Annotated in this window: 22 protein-coding genes, 1 tRNA gene and 1 pseudogene; 18 read left to right on the forward strand and 6 right to left on the reverse strand. The window is 64.9% G+C overall.

What is annotated here, in order from left to right:
* Positions 1–4 precede the first annotated feature (4 nt).
* The 15 genes from ACQCSW_RS06470 to ACQCSW_RS06540 all read left to right on the forward strand — a co-directional run bounded on the left by ACQCSW_RS06470 (position 5) and on the right by ACQCSW_RS06540 (position 14,589).
* The gene (locus tag ACQCSW_RS06470; RefSeq protein ID WP_426990012.1) at positions 5–421 is read left to right on the forward strand and encodes a cytidine deaminase; all 417 of its coding nucleotides are present in this window, start codon (positions 5–7) and stop codon (positions 419–421) included.
* Complete coding sequence (locus ACQCSW_RS06475; protein WP_426990635.1) at positions 421–1,731, forward strand: thymidine phosphorylase; 1,311 nt, start codon at positions 421–423, stop codon at positions 1,729–1,731. Before ACQCSW_RS06470 ends, ACQCSW_RS06475 begins: the two co-directional genes overlap by 1 nt.
* A 5-nt stretch (positions 1,732–1,736) precedes the next feature.
* Positions 1,737–2,366: a DedA family protein gene (locus tag ACQCSW_RS06480; protein WP_426990013.1), complete on the forward strand. Its 630-nt coding sequence runs from the start codon at positions 1,737–1,739 to the stop codon at positions 2,364–2,366.
* A 106-nt stretch (positions 2,367–2,472) separates the two neighbouring features.
* On the forward strand, positions 2,473–3,213 hold the full coding sequence (locus ACQCSW_RS06485; protein ID WP_426990014.1) for a DedA family protein: 741 nt from the start codon (positions 2,473–2,475) through the stop codon (positions 3,211–3,213).
* Positions 3,214–3,240: 27 nt separating this feature from the next.
* The gene (locus ACQCSW_RS06490) at positions 3,241–4,392 is read left to right on the forward strand and encodes an adenosine deaminase (RefSeq protein WP_426990015.1); all 1,152 of its coding nucleotides are present in this window, start codon (positions 3,241–3,243) and stop codon (positions 4,390–4,392) included.
* Positions 4,393–4,507: 115 nt separating this feature from the next.
* Positions 4,508–5,077: a MazG nucleotide pyrophosphohydrolase domain-containing protein gene (locus ACQCSW_RS06495; protein ID WP_426990636.1), complete on the forward strand. Its 570-nt coding sequence runs from the start codon at positions 4,508–4,510 to the stop codon at positions 5,075–5,077.
* Between the two features lie 131 nt (positions 5,078–5,208).
* Positions 5,209–6,489 carry a phosphopyruvate hydratase gene (gene eno / locus ACQCSW_RS06500; protein ID WP_056343550.1) on the forward strand — a complete coding sequence of 427 codons (1,281 nt, stop codon included), beginning with the start codon at positions 5,209–5,211 and terminating at the stop codon, positions 6,487–6,489.
* A 134-nt stretch (positions 6,490–6,623) separates the two neighbouring features.
* Positions 6,624–7,289 (forward strand): FtsB family cell division protein, encoded by a 666-nt coding sequence (locus ACQCSW_RS06505; RefSeq protein WP_426990016.1) that lies wholly within the window; start codon positions 6,624–6,626, stop codon positions 7,287–7,289.
* A gap of 28 nt (positions 7,290–7,317) precedes the next feature.
* The gene (locus ACQCSW_RS06510) at positions 7,318–7,989 is read left to right on the forward strand and encodes a DUF501 domain-containing protein (protein WP_426990017.1); all 672 of its coding nucleotides are present in this window, start codon (positions 7,318–7,320) and stop codon (positions 7,987–7,989) included.
* Positions 7,986–8,933 carry an exopolyphosphatase gene (locus tag ACQCSW_RS06515; protein ID WP_426990018.1) on the forward strand — a complete coding sequence of 316 codons (948 nt, stop codon included), beginning with the start codon at positions 7,986–7,988 and terminating at the stop codon, positions 8,931–8,933. The genes ACQCSW_RS06510 and ACQCSW_RS06515 overlap by 4 nt, the downstream gene beginning before the upstream one ends.
* A gap of 34 nt (positions 8,934–8,967) precedes the next feature.
* Complete coding sequence (locus tag ACQCSW_RS06520; RefSeq protein ID WP_426990019.1) at positions 8,968–10,341, forward strand: S8 family serine peptidase; 1,374 nt, start codon at positions 8,968–8,970, stop codon at positions 10,339–10,341.
* A gap of 38 nt (positions 10,342–10,379) precedes the next feature.
* On the forward strand, positions 10,380–11,879 hold the full coding sequence (locus tag ACQCSW_RS06525; protein WP_426990020.1) for an NAD(P)/FAD-dependent oxidoreductase: 1,500 nt from the start codon (positions 10,380–10,382) through the stop codon (positions 11,877–11,879).
* Between the two features lie 107 nt (positions 11,880–11,986).
* The gene (locus ACQCSW_RS06530; protein ID WP_426990021.1) at positions 11,987–12,931 is read left to right on the forward strand and encodes an N-acetyltransferase; all 945 of its coding nucleotides are present in this window, start codon (positions 11,987–11,989) and stop codon (positions 12,929–12,931) included.
* A 20-nt stretch (positions 12,932–12,951) separates the two neighbouring features.
* Positions 12,952–13,025, forward strand: a tRNA-Leu gene (locus tag ACQCSW_RS06535).
* Between the two features lie 223 nt (positions 13,026–13,248).
* Complete coding sequence (locus ACQCSW_RS06540) at positions 13,249–14,589, forward strand: ABC transporter substrate-binding protein (RefSeq protein ID WP_426990022.1); 1,341 nt, start codon at positions 13,249–13,251, stop codon at positions 14,587–14,589.
* 104 nt (positions 14,590–14,693) lie between these two features.
* On the opposite strand, the gene ACQCSW_RS06545 is transcribed toward ACQCSW_RS06540, so the two are convergent.
* Genes ACQCSW_RS06545 through ACQCSW_RS06560 form a run of 4 tightly spaced genes read right to left on the reverse strand, consistent with a single transcriptional unit; the run spans position 14,694 to position 18,719 of the window.
* A complete protein-coding gene (locus ACQCSW_RS06545) occupies positions 14,694–15,467 on the reverse strand; it encodes an ABC transporter ATP-binding protein (protein WP_111906261.1) in 774 nt (257 codons plus the stop codon).
* Positions 15,464–16,456: an ABC transporter ATP-binding protein gene (locus ACQCSW_RS06550; protein WP_426990023.1), complete on the reverse strand. Its 993-nt coding sequence runs from the start codon at positions 16,454–16,456 to the stop codon at positions 15,464–15,466. The genes ACQCSW_RS06545 and ACQCSW_RS06550 overlap by 4 nt, the downstream gene beginning before the upstream one ends.
* Positions 16,453–17,424, reverse strand: coding sequence for a branched-chain amino acid ABC transporter permease (locus ACQCSW_RS06555; protein ID WP_426990024.1), 972 nt, complete (start codon positions 17,422–17,424; stop codon positions 16,453–16,455). The genes ACQCSW_RS06550 and ACQCSW_RS06555 overlap by 4 nt, the downstream gene beginning before the upstream one ends.
* A gap of 11 nt (positions 17,425–17,435) precedes the next feature.
* The gene (locus ACQCSW_RS06560) at positions 17,436–18,719 is read right to left on the reverse strand and encodes an ABC transporter permease subunit (protein WP_426990025.1); all 1,284 of its coding nucleotides are present in this window, start codon (positions 18,717–18,719) and stop codon (positions 17,436–17,438) included.
* Between the two features lie 494 nt (positions 18,720–19,213).
* Here ACQCSW_RS06560 and ACQCSW_RS06565 point away from each other — a divergent pair, with 494 nt between their 5' ends.
* Positions 19,214–20,110 carry a Bax inhibitor-1/YccA family protein gene (locus ACQCSW_RS06565; RefSeq protein WP_426990026.1) on the forward strand — a complete coding sequence of 299 codons (897 nt, stop codon included), beginning with the start codon at positions 19,214–19,216 and terminating at the stop codon, positions 20,108–20,110.
* A gap of 102 nt (positions 20,111–20,212) precedes the next feature.
* Here the strand turns inward: ACQCSW_RS06565 and galK are convergent, their stop codons facing one another.
* Together galK and galT are read right to left on the reverse strand one after the other, a co-directional pair.
* Entirely contained in the window at positions 20,213–21,376 is a 1,164-nt protein-coding gene (galK, locus tag ACQCSW_RS06570; RefSeq protein ID WP_426990637.1) for a galactokinase, read from the reverse strand.
* A gap of 68 nt (positions 21,377–21,444) precedes the next feature.
* Positions 21,445–22,620, reverse strand: a complete 1,176-nt coding sequence (galT, locus tag ACQCSW_RS06575; protein WP_426990027.1) for a galactose-1-phosphate uridylyltransferase — start codon at positions 22,618–22,620, stop codon at positions 21,445–21,447.
* Between the two features lie 152 nt (positions 22,621–22,772).
* Between galT and ACQCSW_RS06580 the strand changes: the two genes are divergently transcribed.
* Positions 22,773–23,732 carry an aldose 1-epimerase family protein gene (locus ACQCSW_RS06580; protein ID WP_426990028.1) on the forward strand — a complete coding sequence of 320 codons (960 nt, stop codon included), beginning with the start codon at positions 22,773–22,775 and terminating at the stop codon, positions 23,730–23,732.
* 40 nt (positions 23,733–23,772) lie between these two features.
* Positions 23,773–25,085: pseudogene (locus ACQCSW_RS06585) on the forward strand (AI-2E family transporter).
* Positions 25,086–25,110: the final 25 nt, after the last annotated feature.

Below are 25,110 nucleotides of genomic sequence, written 5' to 3' on the forward strand. Positions count from 1 at the left end.
GGCCATGGAACTGGATCGGGTTTCGCCTCCCGTCGATTGGCGGGCCCTCGAAGCCGCGGCCGTAGGCGCTATGAAAAAGGCCTACGTCCCGTATTCGAAATTCCCGGTGGGGGCCGCGGCCTTCACCGAGGACGGGCGGCTGGTCAGCGGCTGCAACGTGGAGAACGCCAGCTACGGGCTCACCCTGTGCGCTGAATGCGCCCTGGTGGGAAACCTGCACATGACCGGCGGTGGGTTGCTGCGCGCCTTTTACTGTGTGGACTCCGCCGGAAACGTTCTGATGCCGTGTGGCCGCTGCCGGCAGCTTCTCTATGAATTCCGCGCGCCTGACATGGAGCTTATGACCACCCAAGGCATCAAAACCATGGACCAGGTGCTGCCCGACGCATTTGGTCCCCAAAACCTGGAGGATCCAAGGTGATACAGGCAACTGAGGCATTCGACGCCGTCGACATCATCCGCACCAAGCGGGATAGGGGAGTCCTCAGCCCTGAGCAGATCGACTGGACCATTGACGCGTACACCCGCGGGGTCATCGCGGATGAACAGATGGCCGCGTTGAACATGGCCATCCTGCTCAACGGCATGGACCGCGCCGAAATTTCGCGCTGGACGGCCGCCATGATCGCCTCGGGGGAACGGATGGACTTCAGCGGGCTCCGGCGGCCCGACGGCGGCGTGAAGGCTACCAGCGACAAGCATTCCACCGGGGGAGTGGGAGACAAGATCACGCTGCCGCTGGCACCCCTGGTGGCGGTGTTCGGCGTTGCCGTGCCGCAGCTATCCGGCCGCGGACTTGGCCACACCGGCGGCACCCTGGACAAGCTGGAATCTATTCCAGGCTGGCGGGCGGCACTGAGCAACGACGAAATGATGGCGCAGCTTCAGGACATCGGCGCCGTGATCTGCGCTGCCGGGGCTGGGCTGGCGCCGGCGGACAAGAAGCTCTACGCACTGCGTGACGTTACCGGCACGGTGGAGGCGATCCCGCTGATCGCCTCCTCGATCATGAGCAAGAAAATCGCCGAAGGCACGGGGTCCCTGGTCCTGGACGTCAAGGTGGGCAGCGGAGCCTTTATGAAGGACGAGGCCCGGGCACGCGAACTGGCCGAAACCATGGTGGCCCTCGGCAAGGATGCGGGCGTTAACACCGTGGCGCTGCTGACCAACATGCGCACACCGCTCGGCCTCACCGCGGGCAACGCGATCGAAGTGGAGGAATCCGTGGAGGTCCTGGCCGGCGGTGGCCCGGAGGACGTCGTCGAACTCACTGTCCGGCTGGCCGAAGAGATGCTGGCCTGCGCGGGCGTCCACGACGCCGATGTGCGCGCCGCGTTGAAGGACGGCCGGGCCATGGACGTCTGGAACCGGATGATCGAAGCGCAGGGCGGAGATCCGCGCGCCAAGCTGCCGGTCGCCAAGGAATCCGAGGTCATTTACGCCCCGGCCGACGGTGTCCTGGTTGAGCTCGATGCCCTGGCCGTCGGTGTTGCGGCGTGGCGCCTCGGGGCAGGGCGAGCCCGCAAGGAGGACGCCGTCCAGGCAGGTGCCGGGATCCGCATGCACGCAAAGCCAGGCGCCATGGTCCGTGCCGGTGAGCCGCTCATGACGCTGCTCACGGACACGCCGGAGAAGTTCGCGCGCGCCAAGGAAGCCCTTGAACACGCCGTCACGATCGCCCCGGAAGGGGCGCGCCCGGCGCAGCGGCTCATCATCGACCGAATAGCATAGGGATCATGCAGGCCATCAACGAATTCATCCTCGCTGCCGCCGGGCAGCCGTGGGTGCTCTTCCTTGTGCTGGCCTGCTGCGTGATCGACGGGTTTTTCCCGCCGATCCCCAGCGAATCCGTGGTGGTGGGCCTGGCCGCTGTGGCCGCCACCGCGGACGTCCCCAATCCCTGGCTGCTGATGGCCGTCGCGGGCCTCGGCGCCTTCTCAGGCGACAACATCGCCTACCTCATCGGGCGCCGGGTGGGTACGCGTCGCTGGCACTGGATGCGTGGACCGCGTATGCAAGGTGCCTTCCGCTGGGCGGGAGACGAGCTGAGGAAACGGCCGGCGTCGCTCATCCTCGTGGCACGGTTCATTCCAATCGGCCGCGTTGCCGTTAACCTCACCGCGGGCGTGACCCACTATCCGCACCTGCGTTTCGTTGGCCTCACGGTCCTTTCCGCCACGCTCTGGGCCTCCTACTCGGTGGGTATCGGGCTGTTCTTCGGCCAGTGGTTTGAAAACAATCACCTGCTCGGCGCGGCGATCGCCATCGTCTGCGCCGTGGGCCTTGGAATCGTGGTGGATCTGATCATTAACCGCATCCGGGGAAAGGTTCCTGTGGTGGAGCGGCTGAAGGATCCGGACGCCTAGGGTTTGCGTCGTCCGGGCGTAGCGGGCGGGGTCCCGGGCATGGGACACTGAAGAGCGACTTACGTCACTTCCGGCTGCATCATTTTCGTCTAGGAGCAAGACCCGCGTGGAGTTTATTAATGAGGCCGTGCTCCATGCAGCGGGCCAATGGTGGATCTACCCGGTCCTTCTTGTGTTCTTCTTCATTGACGGCTTCGCCATGGTGCTTCCCAGCGAGACGCTTATTGTGGCACTGGCCGCGTTTTCCCGGCACAGCGGTGAACCGAACCTCTGGATCCTGGGCGCGACAGCACTGATCGGGGCCATCGCCGGTGACAACATGGCCTTTATGCTCGGCCGCAGGATCGGCCTTGACCGCTGGAAGTGGATGCGCCGTCCCAAAGTGCAGAAGGCCTTCGGCTGGGCGCGGTATGAACTCGAAAAACGCGGCGCCGTCCTGATTTTCACGGCGCGCTACATTCCCTGGGGCCGGGTGGCGGTCAACTATGTGGCCGGCAGCACCGGCTTTGCGCATCGCCGCTTCTTCCTGCTGGACGCCTTCGCCTGCATCACGTGGGTGGGGTACTCCATCGGCATCGGGATCCTGGCCAGTTCCTTCCCCTGGCTCCACAACAACCCGCTGCTCAGCGCAGGCATTGCCGTGGTGTTTGCCATCGTGCTGGGCATCCTGATCGACCACCTCCTGCGCTGGTGGCACAAGCACTTGGCCCGCAATGACGCCGAAACTGTGGATGAATGGCTCGACGGCGGCGCGGAAGGTGCCCTGCCCGCGCACACTGCGGCTTCCCCGCTGCTGGCGTCATCCCCGGCTGAGGCGGAGCAGCGCGGAAAGCAGCGGCTGGCATAAGCCGCCTGTCGACCCTAAGGTTGGAAGGTGACTGAGCCTATTGTTGACGCTGCCCCTGCCATCGATTTCGACCTGAAGAGCCTGCCCAAGGTTTCGCTCCACGACCACCTGGACGGTGGTCTCCGTCCAGCCACCATCATCGAACTGGCCGAGGCCGTTGGCCACACGCTGCCCTCCACCGACCCGGTGGCCCTGGGCGAGTGGTTCCGCGAGTCCGCGGATTCCGGCTCGCTGGTCCGCTACCTGGAAACGTTCGACCACACAGTCGCCGTGATGCAGACCAAGGAAGGCCTCATCCGCGTCGCCAAGGAATTCGTGGAGGACCTCGCGGACGACGGCGTGGTGTACGGCGAAGTGCGCTGGGCACCGGAGCAGCACCTCCAGAAGGGCCTGTCCCTGGACGAGGTTGTTGAAGCGGTCCAGGAAGGCCTCGAAGCCGGAGTGGACGCCGTGACCGAAAGCGGCCGCGAAATCCAGGTGGGTCAACTGATCACCGCCATGCGCCACGCAGACCGTGGCCAGGAAATCGCCGAACTGGCCGTCCGCCACCGCAACAAGGGCGCTGTGGGCTTTGACATCGCCGGAGCTGAAGACGGCTTCCTCCCGTCCCGGTTCAAGGACGCCTTCACCTATCTCGCCCAGCACAACTTCCCCGCCACGGTGCACGCCGGCGAGGCCGCCGGACTCGAAAGCATCCAGTCTGCCCTCGTTGACGGCCGGGCACTGCGCCTGGGCCACGGCGTCCGCATCGCCGAGGACATCATGGTGGAGTTCGACGACGAAGACGACGACAGCACGGTGAGCGACGAGGACAGCATCGGCCTGGTGACCCTGGGCGACCTGTCCAGCTGGATCCGCGACCGCGGCATCGCCCTGGAGATCTGCCCGTCGTCGAACCTGCAGACCGGAGCGATCGCCGGTTTCGGCGAGGGCATCGAGAGCCACCCGCTGGACATGCTCTACCAGCTGGGCTTCAACGTCACCATCAACACCGACAACCGGCTGATGAGCGGCGTCACCCTGACGGACGAGTTCGAGCTCCTCGTGGAAAGCTTCGACTACGACCTCGACGATCTGCTGGAGCTCACGCTCAACGCTGCCGAGGCATCCTTCCTGCCGCTTGAAGAGAAGGAAGCTTTGGTGGAGTACATCAACGACGCCTACAACAACCTTGGCTGAGCAGGCTTCCATCGATCGGCTGGTTGGGCCCACGGCAGCAGGGGTCCCCGGGCGAGCTTGCGAGCTGGGGGAGCTGCTGGGGATCGTAGCCCAGCTGCGGGAGCACTGCCCCTGGATGGGCGCCCTCACCCACGCGTCGCTGGTGGAGTACCTCCTGGAGGAGGCCTTCGAGGTCGCCGAGACCATCGAGACCGGTGCGGATGACGCCGAGCTCCGCGGCGAACTGGGCGACGTGCTGCTTCAGGTGGTGCTGCACGCCCGGCTCGCTGAGGAGCGCGGCACGTTCACGTTCGACGACGTCGCACGCGGGCTGAGTGCCAAAATGGTCCGCCGCAATCCCCATGTCTTCCGGCCCGACGGCACGCTGCAGGACAGCTTCCCTGCCTCGGTGGCGGAGATTGTCCGGAAGTGGGACGCCGTGAAGACTGCGGAACGTCCGGAGCGAACGGGGCCCTTTGAAGGGATCCCGGACGCCCTGCCGGCCCTGGCGAAGGCGCAGAAGTTCCTCGACCGGGCCGAGCGCGCCGGATCGGTGGTTGAGCTTGTCGAAACCCAGGACGTCGAAACGGAAGAGGAGCTCGGCGACCTGCTGCTCGCCGTCGTCGGCTCTGCACGTGCCAGGGGGTTCGACGCCGAACGTGCCCTTCGGGGCGCCATCCGGCGGCGGTTCGCGTCACCATCATGACGTCCGGGTGATGGATAGGGTTCCGTAACCTGCACCACTCTCGACTAGGCTTGGTCCTGACGAGGACGTCCCAGATTTTCCGCTTTTTCCAGCTGTTCGTTCCCCCAAAATCGCCCATAAGGAGCACATCCATGGCGCTTATCGATGCCATCCACGCCCGCGAAATCCTCGATTCCCGCGGAAACCCGACCGTAGAAGTTGAAGTACTGCTCTCCGATGGCCAGATCGGCCGCGCGGCAGTACCCTCCGGTGCCTCCACCGGTGAGCACGAGGCTGTTGAGCTCCGTGACGGAGACAAGGGACGTTACCTCGGCAAGGGTGTCCAGAAGGCCGTTGACGCTGTCATCGACCAGATCGCTCCGGCACTGACCGGCTTCGACGCCACCGACCAGCGCAGCATCGACCAGGCCATGATTGACCTGGACGGCACCCCCAACAAGGCCAAGCTCGGCGCCAACGCCATCCTGGGCGTTTCGCTGGCCGTTGCCAATGCGGCTGCCGCCTCCGCAGACCTGCCGTTGTACAAGTACCTGGGCGGCCCCAACGCCCACGTCCTGCCGGTTCCGCTGATGAACATCCTCAACGGTGGCTCCCACGCCGACTCCGACGTGGACATCCAGGAATTCATGATCGTCCCGATCGGCGCCGAGACTTTCTCCGAGGGCCTCCGCTGGGGCGTTGAGGTCTACCACAACCTCAAGTCCGTCCTGCAGGCCAAGGGCCTGTCCACCGGACTGGGTGACGAAGGTGGCTTCGCGCCGAACCTGCCGTCCAACCGTGCCGCCCTGGACCTGATCCAGGAAGCCATCACGAACGCCGGCTACACCCCGGGCAAGGACATCGCCCTGGCGCTGGACGTCGCCTCCTCCGAGTTCTTCAAGGACGGCGCCTACCAGTTCGAAGGCAAGGCACTGTCCGCCACCGAGATGAGCGCCTACTACGCCGAGCTCGTGGCAGACTACCCGCTGGTTTCCATCGAGGATCCCCTGGATGAGAACGACTGGGACGGCTGGAAGACCCTCACCGACAGCATCGGTGACAAGGTCCAGCTCGTGGGCGATGACCTCTTCGTCACGAACCCGGCCATCCTGCAGCGCGGCATCGACACCAAGACCGCCAACTCGCTGCTGGTCAAGGTCAACCAGATCGGTTCACTGACCGAAACGCTGGACGCCGTCAGCCTGGCCCAGCGCGCCGGTTACACCACCATCACCTCGCACCGCTCCGGCGAAACCGAGGACACCACCATCGCCGACATCTCGGTGGCCACCAACGCCGGCCAGATCAAGACCGGTGCCCCGGCACGCTCCGAGCGCGTTGCGAAGTACAACCAGCTGCTGCGCATCGAAGAAGAACTCGACGACGCTGCACGCTACGCCGGCCGCAGCGCTTTCCCGCGTTTCAAGGGCTAGTAGCCGCGCAAACCTCTAACCGGTGGCTATGGTTGAAAGACCATAGCCACCGGTTTTTGTTTAGCTGGCATTGATCGAGCCGGCATCAAGCGCAGAGTTGCGGCCAGAGGCAGGCCGCACGTTTCAGGAGTGTCATGGCTACCCGCCGTCCCAAAGTTCCCAAGGCCGCTTCGAGGCATCAGGCCACAACGGACCCAGCCACGGAAGCCGGCGGCGTCATCCGCGCGGATTTTGGCGGAACAGCCGGCAGCACAAAGGGCGGGACCAAGGGCAAAACCGGCCCGGTGTTCAGCGCCGGAACGTCCACATCGGACACCAGGCCTCCGGCCACCGAAGGGCCGGGGAGCGGGCACAGCGTGCAGACCGCAGGCAAGTCGCCGAAACCTGGCCCAGCGCGGGATGACACCCAGCCCGTACCTGCCAAGGCGTTCTCCGGCCGCATGCTGGCACTGGCGGTGGTCATGATTGCCATCACTATCATGCTGGCACCCACCGTGAAGATCTTCTTCGACAAACGCGCCGAACTCGACGCCCTCAGTGCCGATATTGCCGCGCGCCAGGCCGAGCAGGACGGCCTCCGGCAGCAGATCTCGCGGTGGCAGGATCCGAACTACGTGAAACAGCAGGCCCGCGACCGCATTAACATGGTTATGCCGGGTGAATCCGGCTACTGGGTCTTCGGCAGCGATCTGCCGGCCGGAACAAGCAGTAGCCTGACCGCCACAGCAGCACAAGACCCCGCCGACCTGCCGTGGGTGGATTCCCTGTGGGAGTCCATCAGGCGTGCGGCCACAGACTGAACAGCTAGAGGAAGGATGGCCCGCGCCAGTGGAAGAGAATACGGCGACTGCGCCGGAGAAGTCCCGCCAGCCATCAGCACATGATCTTGAAGTACTCAGCAGGCAGTTGGGACGGCCCGTGCGCGATGTGGTGGAAATCCCGGCGCGCTGCGTCTGTGGCAACCCCCTCGTGGCCGCCACGGCGCCGCGGCTGAGTAACGGGACACCGTTTCCCACCACGTTCTATCTGACGCACCCCGTCATCACTTCGGCGGTTTCCCGGCTGGAAGCCGCCGGGCTGATGAACGACATGAATGAACGCCTGATCGCCGATGAGCCGCTCGCGGCCGTTTACCGTGCAGCGCACGAGGACTATCTCCGGGCCCGCGCGGCCATCGGCGAACGTTCCGGCATCGGCGCCGTCCCGGAAATTGACGGGATCTCCGCCGGCGGCATGCCTACGCGGGTCAAATGCCTCCACGTCCTGGTGGGCCACTCCCTCGCGGCAGGGCCCGGCGTGAATCCGCTGGGGGATGAGGCCGTCGCCGGCATCAGCGAATGGTGGACCGCGGACCGCTGCTATTGCGACGGCGCCTGGGACACCGCGGGGGAGGCCCCGTTCAAGGATCTCAGCCGCCACGGACCCCAGGGCCTGCCGGAGATCGTGGGCCGGCCCGCCCCGGTCCGCAAGACCGCCGGCACTGACGGGGCAGGGGCATGACCCGGGTCGCCGCCATCGACTGCGGCACAAACTCGCTTCGCCTGCTCATCGCCGACATCGACCGCAGCAACGGGACAGCGAAGCTCACCGACGTGGTCCGGGAAATGCGGGTTGTCCGGCTGGGCCAGGGCGTGGACGCCACCGGCGAACTCGCCCCTGAAGCGCTGGAGCGAACCTTCGCGGCCACCGCGGATTACGCGGCAATGATCCGCGAACACGGTGCGGAGTCCATCCGTTTTGTCGCAACGTCGGCCAGCCGGGACGCACGCAACCGCCAGGTCTTTGTCGACGGGATCCGGGACCTCCTGGGCGTTGAGCCGGAGGTCATCTCGGGAGACGAAGAAGCTGCCCTGTCCTTCGCCGGAGCCAGCAGCGTCCTGCCCATCCTTGACGGGGAGCAAGTGCTGGTGGTTGACCTCGGCGGCGGAAGCACGGAGTTCGTCCTCGGTACCGCTGGCGGTGTCACGGCCGCCAAGTCCGTGGATGTCGGCTGCGTCCGACTGACCGAACGGCACCTGCAGGACGATCCGCCCACGGCGGAGCAGGTCGCCGCCGCGGAAGCCGACGTCGACGCCGCCATCACCCTGGCGGGGCTGGACGTTCCGCTGGACCGCGCCACCGCCGTCGTCGGGGTGGCCGGCTCGATCACCACCATCACCGCCCATGCCCTGCGGCTTCCGAAGTATTCGCCGGAGGCGATCCACGGGACGGAGTTGCCCATCGGCACCATCACCGAAGCCGCCACCGACCTCCTCCACATGACCAGGGGCGAACGTGCCGAACTGGCGTACATGCACCCCGGCCGCGTCGACGTTATGGGCGCCGGAGGGCTGGTGTGGCGGCGCATCCTCGAACGGCTGAATGAACTCACCGCGGGCCGGATCGTGACGGCCACGGCCAGCGAACACGATATTCTTGACGGAATTGCCCTGAGCCTCCACTAACCAGGCCATCAGCCAACCAAGCATGGGAACCCACATGACCAGAGCAACCGCACGGTTCCACCGGGCCGCGTCAGCTCTCCTGGCGATGACCCTAGCAGGCATCAGCCTGGCCGCCGGACTGATCCTGGCGCCTGCGGCCACGGCCGACGCTGACCGGGACAAAGAGTACTGGCTTGGCGAATCCGGAATTACGAAGGCCTGGGGGGTTTCCAAGGGCGCCGGTGTCAAGGTCGCGGTGATCGACAGCGGCGTGGATGCCCAGCACCCTGACCTGAAGGGCGCCGTCACCGGAGGCTTCGACGCGTCCGGGGCCGGCAGCCCCAACGGGCAGAAAAGCCTGGGTGTCAAGCCGGAACACGGAACCCTGGTAGCGACCATACTGGCCGGTCGCGGGCACCAGCCGGCCGGCGCCACCGCTTCGCCGAGTCCGGGCCCGGCTGCTGCCGGACCGGACGGCATGATTGGCGTGGCTCCTGAAGCCGAGATCCTGTCCGTGTCAACGTGGCTCGGATCGGCCAACCCCGCAGGCAAGAGCGATCAGGACCAGATCCCGGAAGCGGTCCGATGGGCCGTGGACAACGGGGCCAAAGTCATCAATATTTCGCTGGGCAGCGCCACGCCGCAGTGGCCCCAGAGCTGGGATGCGGCCTTCCTGTATGCCGAACAGAAGGATGTGGTAATCGTGGCCGCCGCCGGAAACCGGATAGGCGGCAACCTCCAGGTCGGCGCGCCCGCCACCATCCCCGGCGTCCTCACTGTCGCAGGCCTGGACCGCAAGGGCGTGGCGAGCGTCGACTCGTCCTCGCAGGGGATCAGCATCGGCGTGGCGGCCCCGGCTGAAAACCTGCTGGGCGGGATGCCCGGCGGCGGCTACGCAGAGTGGGCGGGGACGTCCGGAGCTGCTCCGATCGTTGCCGGTGTGGCCGCACTCATCCGTTCCAAGTGGCCGGAGATGAGCGCCAAGCAGGTCATCAACCGGATCGTCACGACCGCCAGGGACGCCGGTCCGGCAGGAAAAGACCCGCTGTACGGCTTTGGCGTGCTGAACGCCGAGGCTGCCCTGAAGGACTCCGTCCCGGAAGCCGCTGCCAACCCGCTCGGCTCCATCTCGGACTGGATCCGGGTGCACCGCCGCGGAAACCTTGGTGCGCCGGCACCGGTGCCCACTGACGAAGTGGCAAGTGCCGTTCCCACGCTGCCCGAGCCCACCGTGCCCGCGGCGAAGGCGCCCTCACAGCGTGACAGTGCCGTTGGCGCCGCCGTCGTGATCGGCTCAGTGGCCCTCTTTGTGGTGATCATCGCGGCAGCTGTCTTCCAGTTGCGCCGGGCGGCCCGAAACCCAGGAACGGCGCGCGAGGAACCCGATACCGGTGCGTTTCAAACCGTTGATTCAGGAGGCAAAACGTAGTTAGTGAAGATTTTCACAAACTGTTGTATCCTTAAATCATGGCAACCACCCCAGAGCTCCAGGACCGTCCCAGGGTACTCGTCGTCGGCGGCGGGTACGTCGGCCTGTACGTAGCACTCAAACTGCAGAAGAAGATCGCGAATGCCGGTGGCATCGTTACCCTCGTGGATCCACTGCCCTACATGACGTACCAGCCCTTCCTGCCCGAAGTGGCCGGCGGCAACATCGAGGCCCGCCACGCGGTGGTCTCGCACCGCCAGCACCTGAAGCAGACTGAACTCATTCAGGGCAGCGTCACCTCGATCGACCACGCCAACCGCACCGCCGTCGTGGCGCCCGCGGACGGCGGAGAGCACATCGAGATCCCCTACTTCGACATCGTGGTGGCCGCAGGCGCCATCACCCGCACATTCCCCATCAAGGGCCTGGCGGACAAGGGCATCGGCCTGAAGACCATCGAAGAGGCTGTGGCCCTTCGCAACAAGGTGCTGGAGCGTCTCGAAGCCGCGTCCACCATCGCGGACCCCGCTGCCCGCGCCAAGGCACTGACATTCGTGGTTGTCGGTGGCGGCTTCGCCGGCATCGAGTGCATCACCGAAATGGAAGACCTGGCCCGCGCCGCGGTCAAGAACAACCCCCGTATCCGCCAGGAAGAAGTACGCTTCGTCCTGGTTGAAGCCATGGGCCGCATCATGCCCGAGGTCACGGCACCGCAGGCCGAATGGGTTGTGGAGCACCTCCGCAGCCGCGGCATTGAGGTCCTGCTGAACACCTCGCTGGACAGCGCTGAGGGCTCACTGAAGCTCATCAACCTCCCGGACAAGTCCCTCGCCCAGGAATTCGAAGCCGATACGCTCGTCTGGACTGCCGGCGTGCAGGCCAACCCGATGATCCGCTCCTCCGACTTCCCGCTGGAACCGCGCGGCCGCGTCCGCGTTCTGCCGGACCTCCGCATCGCCGGCGATGAAGGCATCGTTGACAACGCCTGGGCCGCCGGCGACATCGCCGCCGTGCCGGACCTCACGGGCAGCGGCCTGCCGGACGGCACGTGCGTCCCGAACGCCCAGCACGCATTGCGCCAGGCCAAGCGCCTCGCCAAGAACCTGTGGGCTTCGCGCTGGGACAAGCCGCTGAAGGACTACAAGCACAAGAACCTGGGTGCTGTGGCCGGCTTCGGCGAGTGGAAGGGTGTTGCCAACATCAACCTCGTGGGCAGCATCGGCCTCAAGGGCCCGCTTGCCTGGCTGGCACACCGTGGCTATCACGGCATGGCCATGCCCACCATGGAGCGCAAGGTCCGTGTCATCATGGGTTGGATCCTCGCGTTCTTTATGGGCCGCGACACCACCCAGCTGATCGACCTCGATAACCCGCGCGGTGCCTTCGTGGCCGCTGCCACACCGGCTCCCAAGCCGGCTGCGGCTGCTCCTGCCCCGGCGGCCAGCGCGCCGAAGGCATCCGCCGGAGCGGCACAGCCCGGCTCTGCGGAGGCCACCAGCGTGGACCCCAAACAGTCGGTCACCGCGGACGCCAAGTAACACCGGCATCCTGAAACAGCATTTGTAACGCCCGACGGCGGCTGTCCCCTTGAGGGGATGGTCGCCGTTTTGCGTATCCCGCCGGCTGTCCCTTCTAGACTGTCAGCATGACTGGCGAAAAGAACCTCCAGGCCCTGCTGGCAACACTGAGTCCGGTACTGCGGGAGGGGGAGTATGTCTACGTCCTGTGGCCGCATGGCAGGCCCCTTGAGCCGGGAATTGAGGCTGCCGTGCGTGAGGCCGAGGGCCTGACGGTGGTCCTGCCCCGGGAAAGGGCAGACAATCTGGGGCTGCACTACGACTTTGTGGCCGCGTGGATCACCCTGGAGGTGCACTCTGCACTGGAAGCTGTTGGCCTGACCGCCGCCGTCGGGAAAGCCTTGACCGATGCCAGGATCAGCTGCAACGTGCTGGCCGGCTTCCACCATGACCACCTGCTGGTGCCGGTGGCGGACGCGCCACGCGCCGTTGAAGCCCTCGCTGAGCTGTCAGCCGCAAGCCGGCACCTGCCGCGGCCCGGGCTGCTGCTCCGGAACGAGACGTCTGCGGACAGGGACAAGATCCTCGCGTTGACGGCCGATGCGTTCGCGGTCTCCCCGGTCACAGGCCTGCCGGTGGACGGGGAGCCTGCGGAGGTAGAAGTGCTCCGCCGGCTCTTCGAATGCGAGGACTACCTGCCAGAGTTCAGCGTGGTGGCGGTGCTGGACGACGAAATAGTCGGCCATGTGATCAGCACACGGGGCCGGGTGGGCGACTATGGGTTGCTGGGGCTCGGGCCCATCGGTGTGGCACCCAGGCTGCAGCGCCATGGGATCGGCAGCGCTCTCATGAATGACACCATCGCCCGGGCCAACGCGGCGGGGGAGGGCGGGATTGCGTTGCTGGGCAGCACCGAATACTACCCGCGCTTCGGTTTTGTCCCGGCTGCGTCCTTCGGCGTCCTCCCGCCCGACGCGGCCTGGGGGGACCACTTCCAGCTGCTCCCGCTGGCGGTCTGGCCCGGCGGGGTCCACGGGACGTTCCGGTACGCCGGACCGCTTGCGGGCGAATGACGGGATACCATTGACCGGGCGCCCCAGTAGCCCAATTGGCAGAGGCAGCGGACTTAAAATCCGCGTGTTGTGGGTTCGAGTCCCACCTGGGGTACAAATTTTCTCCCGCGGCGTCCTCTTGCGGCCTGCCATGCGTCCCGAACGACCTCGAAACGGAGCCTCGCCTCCGTTGATTCCGAATATGCAACGACTGTTATAAGGATGTGACCTCAGTCACTTATATCCTCCGCAGATTTGCATTAGCTTGAAGTTAAATCAGGAACACCTGATCATCCGCGTCAAAGGCCGTTCGCACCTTTCGATCCAGGAGATTGTCAATGATTTCACTCCCCCCGGCGGCACCCCGCGTTGCTAAGCTCACAGCGCTTAGCGTAGGCGTCGCCCTGCTGGCCACTGCCTGTGGTGGTACCTCCACCCCGACGGCGACCACGACAACCAAGCCGGCAGGTCTGTCCTGCCCAGCTCCCTCGGAAGGACTCAAGGCACCCGTAATTCCCGCGTCAGGGACCGTGCCGCCGTCCTCCACCACCACTGACACGCCCCTGAAGCTCGGCACGCTGCTGCCGACCACCGGGGCCTTGGCCTACCTAGGCCCGCCCGAGATCGCCGGCGTTGAGCTCGCGAAGAATGAAATCAATGCCGCAGGCGGCGTCCTTGGCAAACCCATCGAGGTGACCCACCGTGATTCCGGTGACACCACCACCGATGTCGCCACGCAGTCCGTGACCAACCTTCTGAGCCAGGGCGTCAGCGCCATCATTGGTGCCGCCTCCTCCGGCGTCTCCAAGACTGTCATCAACCAGATCACAGGCGCCGGTGTTGTCCAGTTCTCGCCTGCCAACACCTCCGTGGACTTCACCACGTGGGATGACAAGGGCCTGTACTGGCGGACCGCACCCTCCGATGTCCTGCAGGGCTCCGTGCTGGGCAACTACGCAGCCTCCTGTGGCGCTCAGACACTGGGCATGCTGGTGCTGAACGATTCCTACGGGACGGGCCTTGGCAAGAAGCTCAAGGAGACGTTCGAGAAGGCTGGCGGCAAGGTAGTCGCCGAAGAGCTGTTCAACGAAGGCGACTCCCAGTTCAGCAGCCAGGTGGACAAGGTCATCGCCGCGAAGCCGGATGCCGTCGCAGTCATCTCCTTCGTTCAGGGCAAGAGCATCATCCCGCTGTTGACCGGTAAGGGCATCAAGGCTGAGCAGATCTTCCTGGTTGACGGCAACACCGTTGACTACAGCAAGGATTTCAAGGCAGGTACGCTCACCAAGGCGCATGGCACGATTCCCGGAACGACTGCCGGTGAAGACTTCAGGAAGTCGTTGCTGGCTGTCGATCCCACCCTGAAGGATTTCATCTATGCCGGTGAGAGCTGGGACGCTGCCAACCTGATCGCGCTCGCTGCAGAGGCGGCAAAGAGCACCAAGGGTGTGGACATCGCCAAGCAGCTGCAGGCCGTGTCCAAGGATGGCGAGAAGTGTTTCAGCTTCGCCAGCTGCGTGACACTGCTGCGCGAAGGCAAGGATATTGACTACGACGGCCAGTCCGGTCCGGTCACTTTTGCCGACAGCGGCGATCCTTCGGAAGCAACCATCGGTGTCTACGAGTACAAGGAAGACAACAAGATCGGCCTCGTCAAGGAAGAGTTCGGCAAGCTGTAAGCCTGCTCCTCCGCTGATAGAAAAGACCCCCGTCCGGTTCACCGGGCGGGGGTCTTCTCTGTGGGTACTGCTGTTGGTGGGACTGATCAGTCCTGGCGGGCCAGTCAGTCCTGGTCGGCCAGCGTGCCCAGATAGAGCTGGATGACCTTCGGATCTTTCATCAGGTCGCGTCCGGTGCCCGTGTACGCGTCCTTGCCCTGGTCCAGGACATAGCCGCGATCGCAGATCTGCAGGCAACGCCGGGCGTTCTGTTCCACCATGATCACCGAGACGCCGGCCCTGTTGATCTCGTGGACGCGGAGGAAGGTCTCGTCCTGCCTGACGGGGGAGAGGCCTGCAGAGGGCTCATCAAGCAGCAGTACGGCCGGATCCATCATGAGGGCCCGGCCCATCGCCACCATCTGGCGTTCACCGCCGGACAGCGAACCCGCACGCTGCGCGCGCCGTTTGCCAAGTTCGGGGAACAGGCCGGTCACGAAATCAAACCGCTCGGCAAAAGCCTTCGGCCTCTGGAACATCCCCATCTGCAGATTCTCTTCGATGGTGAGCGCCGCGAACACATTGTTCGTCTGTGGCACGAAACCCACGCCCTGGCTGACCAGCTTGTTCGCCTTGAGTCCTGTGATGTCCTTGCCGCGGACCACCACGGTCCCCGAATGGACTTTGACCAGTCCGAACATGGCCTTCAGGAGCGTGGACTTCCCCGCACCGTTGGGGCCGATGATGCCGATCAGTTCTCCCTTGCGGGCCTCAATGCTGCAGCTGTTGAGGATGTTGACGCCGGGGAGGTAGCCGGCCACGAGGTTCTTTACCGAGACGACGGCGTCGTCGGCGTGCGCCGGACTTGCTGCCGGGGCCGCTGCGCTGGCTGCGCTCATTTTCCGTCCTTCTTGTCGAGTCCCGAGATCACATGGTCCGGGGCAATAATGCCGGCGTCCTCGGTACCGACCACCGATTCCTCGTCTGCCTCAAGTTCGGCTTCGAGTTCCCTGATGCCCTCGGCATCGCCGAGATCAACATCGTGGTGGGCGCCCAGGTAGGCGTCAATCACGGCAGGGTTCTTCATGACTTCGCCGGGAGGCCCTTCGGCCACGATCTTGCCTTCCGCCATGACCACCACCCAGTCGGCGATATGGCGCACCATGTTCATGTCGTGTTCGACGAACAATACGGTCATGCCCTCGGACTTGAGGTTCTTGATGTGGTCCAGCAGTGACTGTGTGAGCGCCGGATTCACACCGGCCATGGGCTCATCCAGCATGACGAGCTTGGGCCGGACCATAAGCGAGCGTGCCATCTCAAGCAGTTTGCGTTGGCCGCCGGACAAAGACGCCGCGTAGTCGTCCTTTTTGGCGTCCAGCTTGAATTTCTCCAGCAGAACATCGGCCTGCGCTGTGATTTCCTTCTCCCGGCTTCCCCAGATCCCCTTGAAGAGGGCCTTGGAGAGACGCTCGCCGGGCTGGTCGGAGGCACCGAGGCGCATGTTTTCCAGAACGGTGAGCTTGCCCATGACCTTGGTCAGCTGAAACGTTCTCACCATGCCCATGCGGGCAACTTTGTACGGGGAAACCCCCGCTATGCTCTGGCCTTCAAACTGCCACTTGCCGGAGTTGGGATTATCGAAACCGGTCAGCAGGTTGAACAGGGTGGTTTTGCCGGCCCCGTTCGGTCCGATCAGGGCAGTGATCTTATGCCGCGGAATTTCAAGATACTCGACATCCACGGCGTTGATGCCACCGAAGCTCCGTGTGACGTTTTCCGCCACAACGATGGGATCGCGCTTCTTGCAACCTGGTTCGTTATCACCCACCGCGATGGGGCGGGCATCGGTCATGTAGTCGATGTTCTCTTCACGCTGTTCACTCATGCGAATGCCAGCTCCTTCTTATTGCCAAAGACACCTTGGGGCCGGAAGATCATCAGGAGCATAAGGGCAACACCGACCAGGATGAACCGGAGCTGGCCCGCCTGGATGGTGGTCAGCCAGGTGATGGTTCCGGACTCGATCAGCCCGCTCAGAACGCCCTGGGTGAGCGACAGCACCACCCAGAACAGCATGGCCCCAATCACCGGCCCGAGGACGGTGGCCATACCGCCCAGCAGCAGGCAGGTCCAGAGGAAGAACGTCAGCTCGGTGCCGTAGTTGGCCGGCTGGATCGCGCCGCGGGGGAGCGTGAAGATCATCCCGGCCAGGGCGCCCAGCACACCGCCGATGATCAGTGCCTGCATCTTGTAGGCGTAGACGTTCTTGCCGAGTGAACGCACGGCGTTTTCATCCTCACGGATGCCCTTGAGGACCCTGCCCCACGGGCTGCGCATCAGCAGCCACACCAGGATGCCGGCCACGATGACCAGCGTCCATCCGACGATCCGGATGAAGAAGTCCCGGTTGTTCATGCCTAGGGGATACGAGCCGGGCGGGAACGGGTTCATCTCGAAGAAGCCGCCCTCGAAGGCCGCCAGGCCGTTGGCTGAGCCGGTGACTGCAGTCCAGCCGTTGGTGGTGACGAGGTACCGGACAATTTCCGCCGCGGCAATGGTGACGATCGCCAGGTAGTCGGCCCGGAGCCGGAGTGTTGGAATGCCGAGGATCAGCGCGAAAAGCGCTGCTGCGACGACGGCGATGAGCAGGGCCACGAAGAACGGTGCGTTGAAGGTCAGCGTGGAGATGGCGAAGCCGTAGGCTCCCACGGCCATAAAACCTGCCTGGCCGAAGTTCAGCAGGCCTGAGTAGCCGAAGTGGACGGCCAGACCCAGCGCCGCCAGGGCGTAGGCGGCAGTGGTGGGGCTGATGAGTTCGCCGATGGCGTTGGAAAGAATTGCTGCGAAATCCATGATGGTCCTTCCTATCCCACGCGCTCGCGGCGGCCCAGGATGCCCTGGGGCCGGATGAGCAGGACGATGATCATGACGCCCAGGGGTATGACGTACTTGAGGTCTGCGGGGACGCCGAAGACCGTGGTGAGTTCGGTGAACACACCAACCACCACGGAGCCCACGAGGGCTCCGAAGACGGTCCCGAGACCGCCCAGGGTGACACCGGCGAAGATAAGGAGCAGGATCTGCGAACCCATATTGAACGAAACGCCGGGGCGGTAGTAGGCCCACAGAATGCCGCCGAGGGAAGCGAGCACGCCGCCGACAATCCACACAATGCGGATGACGCCGTCGACATCGATGCCGGAGGCTGCGGCCAGCGCAGGATTGTCAGCAACGGCACGGGTGGCCTTGCCAAGCCTGGTCTTCATCAGCACAAGCCCCACAATCAGGATGACAACCGCGCTGATGATGAGGGACCACAGGTTGTTGGGCGAGATGGAAATCGGACCGAGCTGGATCTCGGCACTCTGGGCGCCGGGGAGCTGCTCGGTGGCCCCGCCGAAGTAGAACTGGATGACATACCGCACGGCCAATGCCAGGCCGATACTGACGATCATCATGGGAACGAGCGCCGTGCCGCGTCGCCGCAGGGGCTTCCACAGCCAGGTGTCCTGCGCAAATCCCACCAAGCCGCCGCCAATCAGGGCAACGACGATGGCCAACCAGAACGGCGCGCCCACCGCGTTGAGAACGAACACGAGGACGGGGCCCAGCGTGACCATCTCGCCATGGGCAAAGTTAGTCAGGCCCGTGGTACCGAAAATGAGTGAGAGGCCAACGGCTGCAAGTGCCAGCAGGAGGCCGAAACTGAGACCGGCAACGAGCCTGTTCGTCAGGTCCTGCGCAAAATTGCCCTGCTGTATTACGATCCCTTCGCCGAAGGCGAAAATGGTGGTCTGATTCGAGGTCTGGCCGAACGTTAACTGGCGGGGGTTCTCCTGGCCGTCGGCCAGTTTGATTCCCTCAGGAAGAGTTCCTTCGTCCAGTTCGATTTCGTAGGTGCCCGATTGCGGGACGCTGATCGACCAGGACCCGTTGGCCGCCGAGGTGGCGGACCCTTCGAACCCTTGGCCAGTAGCACTGATTTTGACATCGGCCAGTGGGGCGCCGGCGTTGCGGAGGAAACCGCTGATGCTGAACGGCGAACTGGTAGCCGACGGGGATGGTGTCGGAGCCGGCGAAGTGGCCTGTGATGCCGGGGCAACGGCGAGCAGGATCACCACGATAGCGGCAAAGACGGCCCCTATCATTTTCAGCAATCCGCCCGGCCGTCTGTGCGGCGAGCCTTTGGGTGTACTTCTCAAGATCAAATCCTCCACTTGGGTGGGGTGGGCCAGGGGTGCGCCTTTGCACCCGCTGCAAACGTGACGGGACGGATGGTGGTGCTTTCTGCAGGCCAGGGGCCTGATTGTGATATCCGTCACCGCGTGTGGCCTATGTTACAGCTCGTCAGGGCCAAATTTTAGGCTGCGGGGAGGCGGGCTGGTAGCGATCGCATAACAACTGCGTCGCAGCAATGGCGCATCGGCAAAGTGTTCGCAAAGAAACTTCTGTTGATCAGCAGTATTCCTCAGGGGACGGCCTGGCTCCCGCGCGGACCGGCAGCGCGGGCGCGCGCCCACCCGGATGCATCACGGTTGGGTTTCGGCGCCATGGAGGGGGAACTTATTGGAGTGTGAGCGCGTAGATATTGGTAGCGTGGTTCGTAAGTCACGACTCAACCTTTACTTGGAGGACACCAGCAATGGCACTTGGCGGAAACCCGATCTTCAACGGAAAGAATTTCCGTGGAGCAACGCAGGCACCGCGTGTCCCGCAGGCGCCCTACGGACAGGCCCAGTATGGCCAGCAGGCTTCCGGCCGGGCGCCCGGCCAGGTCATGGACCCCCAGAACGGTTGGGGTCAGCAGCAGAACATGACCGACGAGCAGTTGCGCCAGATGTACAACCAGCCGGCCGCAGGTCCCGCGGACACCGGCCGGATGACGTACGACGACGTAATCGTCAAGACGGCGGCGTGCCTCGGAGTCCTGCTGGCAGGTGCCGCAGTGACTATGTTCGTCAGCATGGGGCTGGCCAGCATACTGATGATCGTCGGTGCACTGGGCGGCTTCGTCCTGGCACTGGTCAACACGTTCAAGAAGCAGCCTTCACCGGCCCTGATCCTGGCCTATGCCGGGCTCGAAGGTCTGTTCCTCGGCGGACTCACCCGCGTGCTAGACCTGATGTACCCGGGAGTCGGCCTGCAGGCCGTCATCGGCACGCTGTCCGTGTTCACCGTGACGCTGCTCCTGTTCAAGAGCGGCAAGGTGCGCGCCTCGCCCAAGGCCGTGAAGTTCTTTATGATCGCCCTGGTGGGTTACGGCCTGTTCTCCGTGGTCAACCTGGTCATGATGATGACGGGTATGACGACGGAACCCTTCGGCCTGCGCAGCGGCATTATTGGTGTTGTCATCGGCATCCTTGCTATCGGCCTGGCCGCGTTTTCCCTGGTCATGGACTTCACCAGCATCGAAGCCGGCGTGCAGAGCGGCGCACCGCAGCGCTTCTCCTGGACCGCTGCCTTTGGCCTGACGGTCACCTTGGTATGGCTCTACGTGGAGATCATCCGTGTCCTGGCCATCCTCCGCGGCGAGGACTGACAACAAAACCCGGCGTCCGCCGTCGTAATCCCAACGCAACACGAGAGGGCCCCACCGATGCATTTCGCATCAGGCGGGGCCCTCTCCTGTAGTGCAGCCGAGCTACGAAATGCGCATGGCTCCGGCTGCCGGGGTCACCGTGAAGATGTCAGGAGCCGCATGGCCGGCGTCTGCGAAGGCGCGCGCGACGGCGGCACGCACTTGCTGCTCCGACGTCACCGGGGTGAGCGCGATGGCCGCCCCGCCGAAACCACCGCCGGTCATCCGTGCGCCGATTGCCCCGTTGGTACGGGCGGTGGACACGGCCAGATCCAACTCCGGACAGGAGATTTCGAAATCGTCCCGCATGGACAAGTGGCTGGCGTCCAGCAGCGCACCGATGGAACCCGGGCCCGCGCTGGCGAGCAGCTCCACGGTCTGCAGCACACGGTCGTTTTCGGTCACCACATGGCGCACCCGCCGGTAAGTGACCTCGTCCAGGAGGCCGGCGGCTTCTTCCAGGTCCTCCAGCCGGACGTCCCGCAGTGCCTTGACGCCCAGGACCTCGGCGCCCAATTCGCAGGATGCGCGGCGGGCGGCGTAGCCGCCGTCGGCATGGGAATGGGAGACCTTGGTGTCGATCACCAGCATCACCAGCCCCGCGGGTTCTGCTTCGAAGGGAACCAGCTGAACACTTTGGTCGCGGCAGTCCAGGAACACGGCGTGCCCCCTGGATCCGCGCAGCGACGCGGACTGGTCCATGATGCCCGTCGGTGCGCCGACAAAGTCGTTCTCTGCGCGCTGGGTGGCGAGGACCATCTCCTCGGGTTCAAGTCCAGCTCCCGTCAGTTCATTCAGAGCCGTGATGACCGCACACTCGATGGCGTGCGATGAGGACAGGCCGGCGCCCAGAGGAACGTTGGAATCAAGCAGCAGATCGACCCCCGGAACGGTGATGCCCTGCTGCTGTAACGCCCACATCACACCGAGCGGATACTTCGTCCAGCCCTTGGCGGAAGCCGCGGCCAAAGTGCCGAGGTCGGCGATGACCATGCCGTGGTCGCCGTAGGTGGACAGGAGCCTGACCACGGAGTCCGGACGGACTCCGACAGCCACCCGGGCGGTCTTATCGATCGCGAACGGGAGCACAAAGCCCTCGTTGTAGTCGGTGTGCTCACCGATGAGGTTAACGCGCCCCGGTGCCTGCCAGACGCCGTCGGGAAGCCTGCCGAACTCCTGCTCAAAGCGGGCGGCCAGGTCCGCTGTGCCGGGCTGAGCTGTGCCCAAGTCCGCCGTGCCCGGTTCCGCTGGGCTGGTCAGCGGGGTCTCGGCAGTCAACGGGTCAGGGGAGGCGCTCACGCGTGTGCTCCTTCAGGCAGGGCCCCCAGAGGGGCGGGGGAAGTTGTGGCACGGGAGTGGCTGGACTCCTGGACCACCACGGCACGGAGCCGCTCCGCCACGCTTTCCGGGGTGGTGTCGTTGATAAAGGCGCCCATGGCGGCCTCGGAGCCGGCCAGAAACTTGAGCTTGTCCGCTGCCCGGCGGGGCGACGTCAGTTGGAGGTGCAGGTAGCTGGCCGGGCGCAGGAGGTCATCGAGGGGGGCCTGGTGCCAGGCTGAAATGTAGGGTGTCGGCGTCGGATAAAGGGCATCGAGCCGTTTGAGCAGGTCAAGGTAAACATGCGCCAGTTCGTCCCTTTCCTCACCGCTCAAGGCGGCCAGATCGGGTACCTGCCGGTGCGGTACCAGATGGATCTCCAGCGGCCAGCGGGCAGCGAACGGCACGTAGGCGCTGAAGTTCTCGCCCTCCATCACCATTCGGCTCCCGTCCTCCCGTTCTGCCCGCAGCAGCGAGCCAGTGAGCGTCTGCCGCCCGTCGGAGCCATCATAGAACTTGCGTGCTGCCGCTCCGATGACCCCTGCCCGGGGCGTGACATAGGGGTACGCATAGATCTGGCCGTGAGGGTGGTGGAGCGTGACGCCGATGTCGGCCCCCCGGTTTTCGAACGGGAACACCTGCTTGATCCCCGGCAGTTTGCTGAGGGCTTCGGTGCGGTGCGCCCACGCCTCAACAACAGTCCGGGCGCGGGCCTCACCCAGGCCACTGAACGATCCCGTGTGCTCAGGCGTGAACGCCACTACTTCGCAGCGTCCGTACGCGGGCCCCGTGGTGCCCCAGCCCGGGGTGGGCGGCACTGGCCCCACGGCCGGGCCCAGCGACGGGAAGCGGTTTTCAAACACCACAACGTCGTAGTCGGGTGCGGGGATCTCGGAGGGGTTGTTCGGTGTGGTGGGGCAGATGGGGCACTGGTCGGCAGGCGGGAGGTGGGTGCGGGACTGCCGGTGGGCCGCGACGGCCACCCACTCGTCGGTGAGGGCATCGAAGCGGACTTCGCCAGGCTCGCCGCGCTCGGGCAAAGGCCGGTGATCGGTGGTGGTGGCCGCCGTGCGGGGCTTGGCAGTTGCGCCGTCGTCGAAATAGATCAGCTCCCGGCCATCGGCGAGCGTGGTGGTGGTGGTGATACCTGTCATGGCGGAGGTCCTTTGCGTGCTGGTGCCGGCAGGTGCCGGGCATCCGTTGCCTCGATCATCCCATATTTCGCTCAAAAAAGAATAGTTTCACACAAAAGATAACATTTTGCGGTGATGGCAGGCTGTCCTTGCCCCCTGTTACGGTGGTGCTCATGACTTCGAGTGCAACCCCGGCCGCGAGCATTCCCGCCGGATTCCAGACCTACGCCACCGGCCGGCAGTACGAACTCCGTAGGGGTGACGCGTTGGCCGTTGTGACTGAGTTGGCGGCCGGCCTGCGGCTTTACAGCCGCGCCGGTGTCCAGCTCACCGAGACCTATGGGGACGCCGAGATTTCCCCTGGGGCCGCCGGAATCACTCTCGCTCCATGGGCAAACAGGGTGGAGGACGGTGTCTGGTACTTGGACGGTAAGAAGCAGCAACTGGACATCACGGAGGTTTCACGGAACAACGCCAGCCATGGACTGCTCCGCAACTCCGCCTACAGCCTGGTTGATGAATCGCAATATTCGGTGACCCTCGAGGCGACGGTCTTCCCGCAGCATGGCTACCCCTTCCTGGTGCGGCACCGGGTCCAGTACCTTCTCGCTGAGGACCTTGGCCTGGAAGTCCGCCAGACGCTGATCAACGAGTCCAACGCGCCAGCGCCGTTCGTCCTGGGCGCCCACCCATACCTGCGGCTGGGCGACGCGGACGTGGACCACCTGACCCTGACCGTCGCCGCCGGCACCCGCCTGGTGGCGGACCAGCGCCTGATCCCGCGGAGCTCGGAGCCCGTCAGCGGGGACAGTGACTTCCGCAGAGGCCAAAGAGTGGGGGACCTTGAGATCGATGTAGCCCTCACTGACCTGACGTTCGACGGCGGTGCGGCCCGCCATGTGCTCAGCGCGCCTGACGGCCGCAGCGTCACGTTGTGGCAGGACGAATCCTGCGGCTACGTCCACATCTTTGTGACAACTGAGCTGCCCGGCAGGCCTAGGGCGGTGGCCATCGAACCCATGACCGGTCCGGCCAACGCCTTCAACTCGGGTGACGGGCTGCGGTGGCTCCCGGCCGGGGAAACGTTCACGATGGCCTGGGGGATCGATGCTGTGCTGGGCGAGGCCGGGTAGCCGTTTCGCATAAGGGCCGGTGCTGAGGAAGTATTAGGCTATGACGCCAGCCGAGGACGCCACCCCATCCGATTCAACGCCCACAGGCACGGCACCGGACACGGTCCGGCCGGTGGAAACTGTCCGCCCGGCCCGGGTGCGTGCGGACCGGGAGCTTGAGCAGGACATTCCCTACGGTATCCGGATCGCTGCGTCGTGGGCCTGGCGGCTCGGCCTCATCCTGCTGGTGGGCGGCGCCCTGGTCTGGCTGCTCAGCCGGATCAGCTTCCTGATTATCCCCGTTATGGTGGCCGCACTGCTGGCCGGGCTGCTGAGCCCGGTGGTGCGGTGGCTGCGGAGCAGGCGCCTTCCGAACGGCGCCGCGGTGGCGATCACGGTGGTGGGGTTCATCGGTGTGATTGTTGGCGCCCTTGCCTTGGTGGGACGCCAGCTGGCTTCAGGTTTTGGCGAATTGTGGTCCCAGGCGCTGACGGGCGTGAGACAGGTCCAGGACTGGCTGGCCGACGGACCCTTGCACCTCACCGCAGACCAGATCGACCAGTACCTCAAGGAAGCCTCCGCCGCCCTCCAGGACAACAGCAGCAGCATCCTCAGCGGTGCGTTGTCCTTCGGCAGCACGGCGGGCCACTTTGCCGCGGGAATGGTGCTGGCCCTGTTCATCCTGATCTTCTTCCTGCTCGAAGGCGACAGGATCTGGGCCTTCCTGGTCCGCCTCCTCCCGAAGAAAGCACGCGCGGCAACGTTCGGTGCCGGACGCAAGGGCTGGGCGTCCATGGTCAGCTACGCACGGATCCAGATGTTTGTTGCGTTTGTTGACGCGGTGGGCATCGGCGCCGGCGCGGCTATCATCGGAGTGCCGCTTGCCCTGCCCCTGAGCGTGCTCGTCTTCATCGGCTCCTTTATCCCGGTGGTCGGCGCACTGGTGACCGGGGCCATCGCCGTCCTCCTGGCACTGGTGGCCAACGGGCCGGTCAACGCCCTGATCATGTTGGCAATCGTCCTGCTGGTCCAGCAGCTGGAGAGCCACATCCTGCAGCCACTCGTGATGGGCAAAGCCGTGGCCCTGCATCCGGTGGCGGTGATCCTCTCTGTGGCGGCGGGTTCGTACCTCGCGGGTATCCCCGGCGCGCTGTTCTCAGTGCCCATCCTCGCCGTAGCAAACGCCGCGATTCGCTACATTGCCGCCAGAACGTGGGAACATGAACAGGTGCTGGCAACCCCGGAGGGCCAGTGACGCCAGGCCCGGACCATGATGACTCCATCAGGGAGGTCCGGTTGCCGGGCGCCAGGCCCAAGCGCGGCAAGGACGCCGCAGCCAGCACAGATGCATCCAATCCGGACGCCCAGGCCTGACCCAGCGGCCAAGCACCGGAGCCGT

The sequence above is a fragment of the Pseudarthrobacter sp. Y6 genome (assembly GCF_050156205.1).
Classification (GTDB): domain Bacteria; phylum Actinomycetota; class Actinomycetes; order Actinomycetales; family Micrococcaceae; genus Arthrobacter.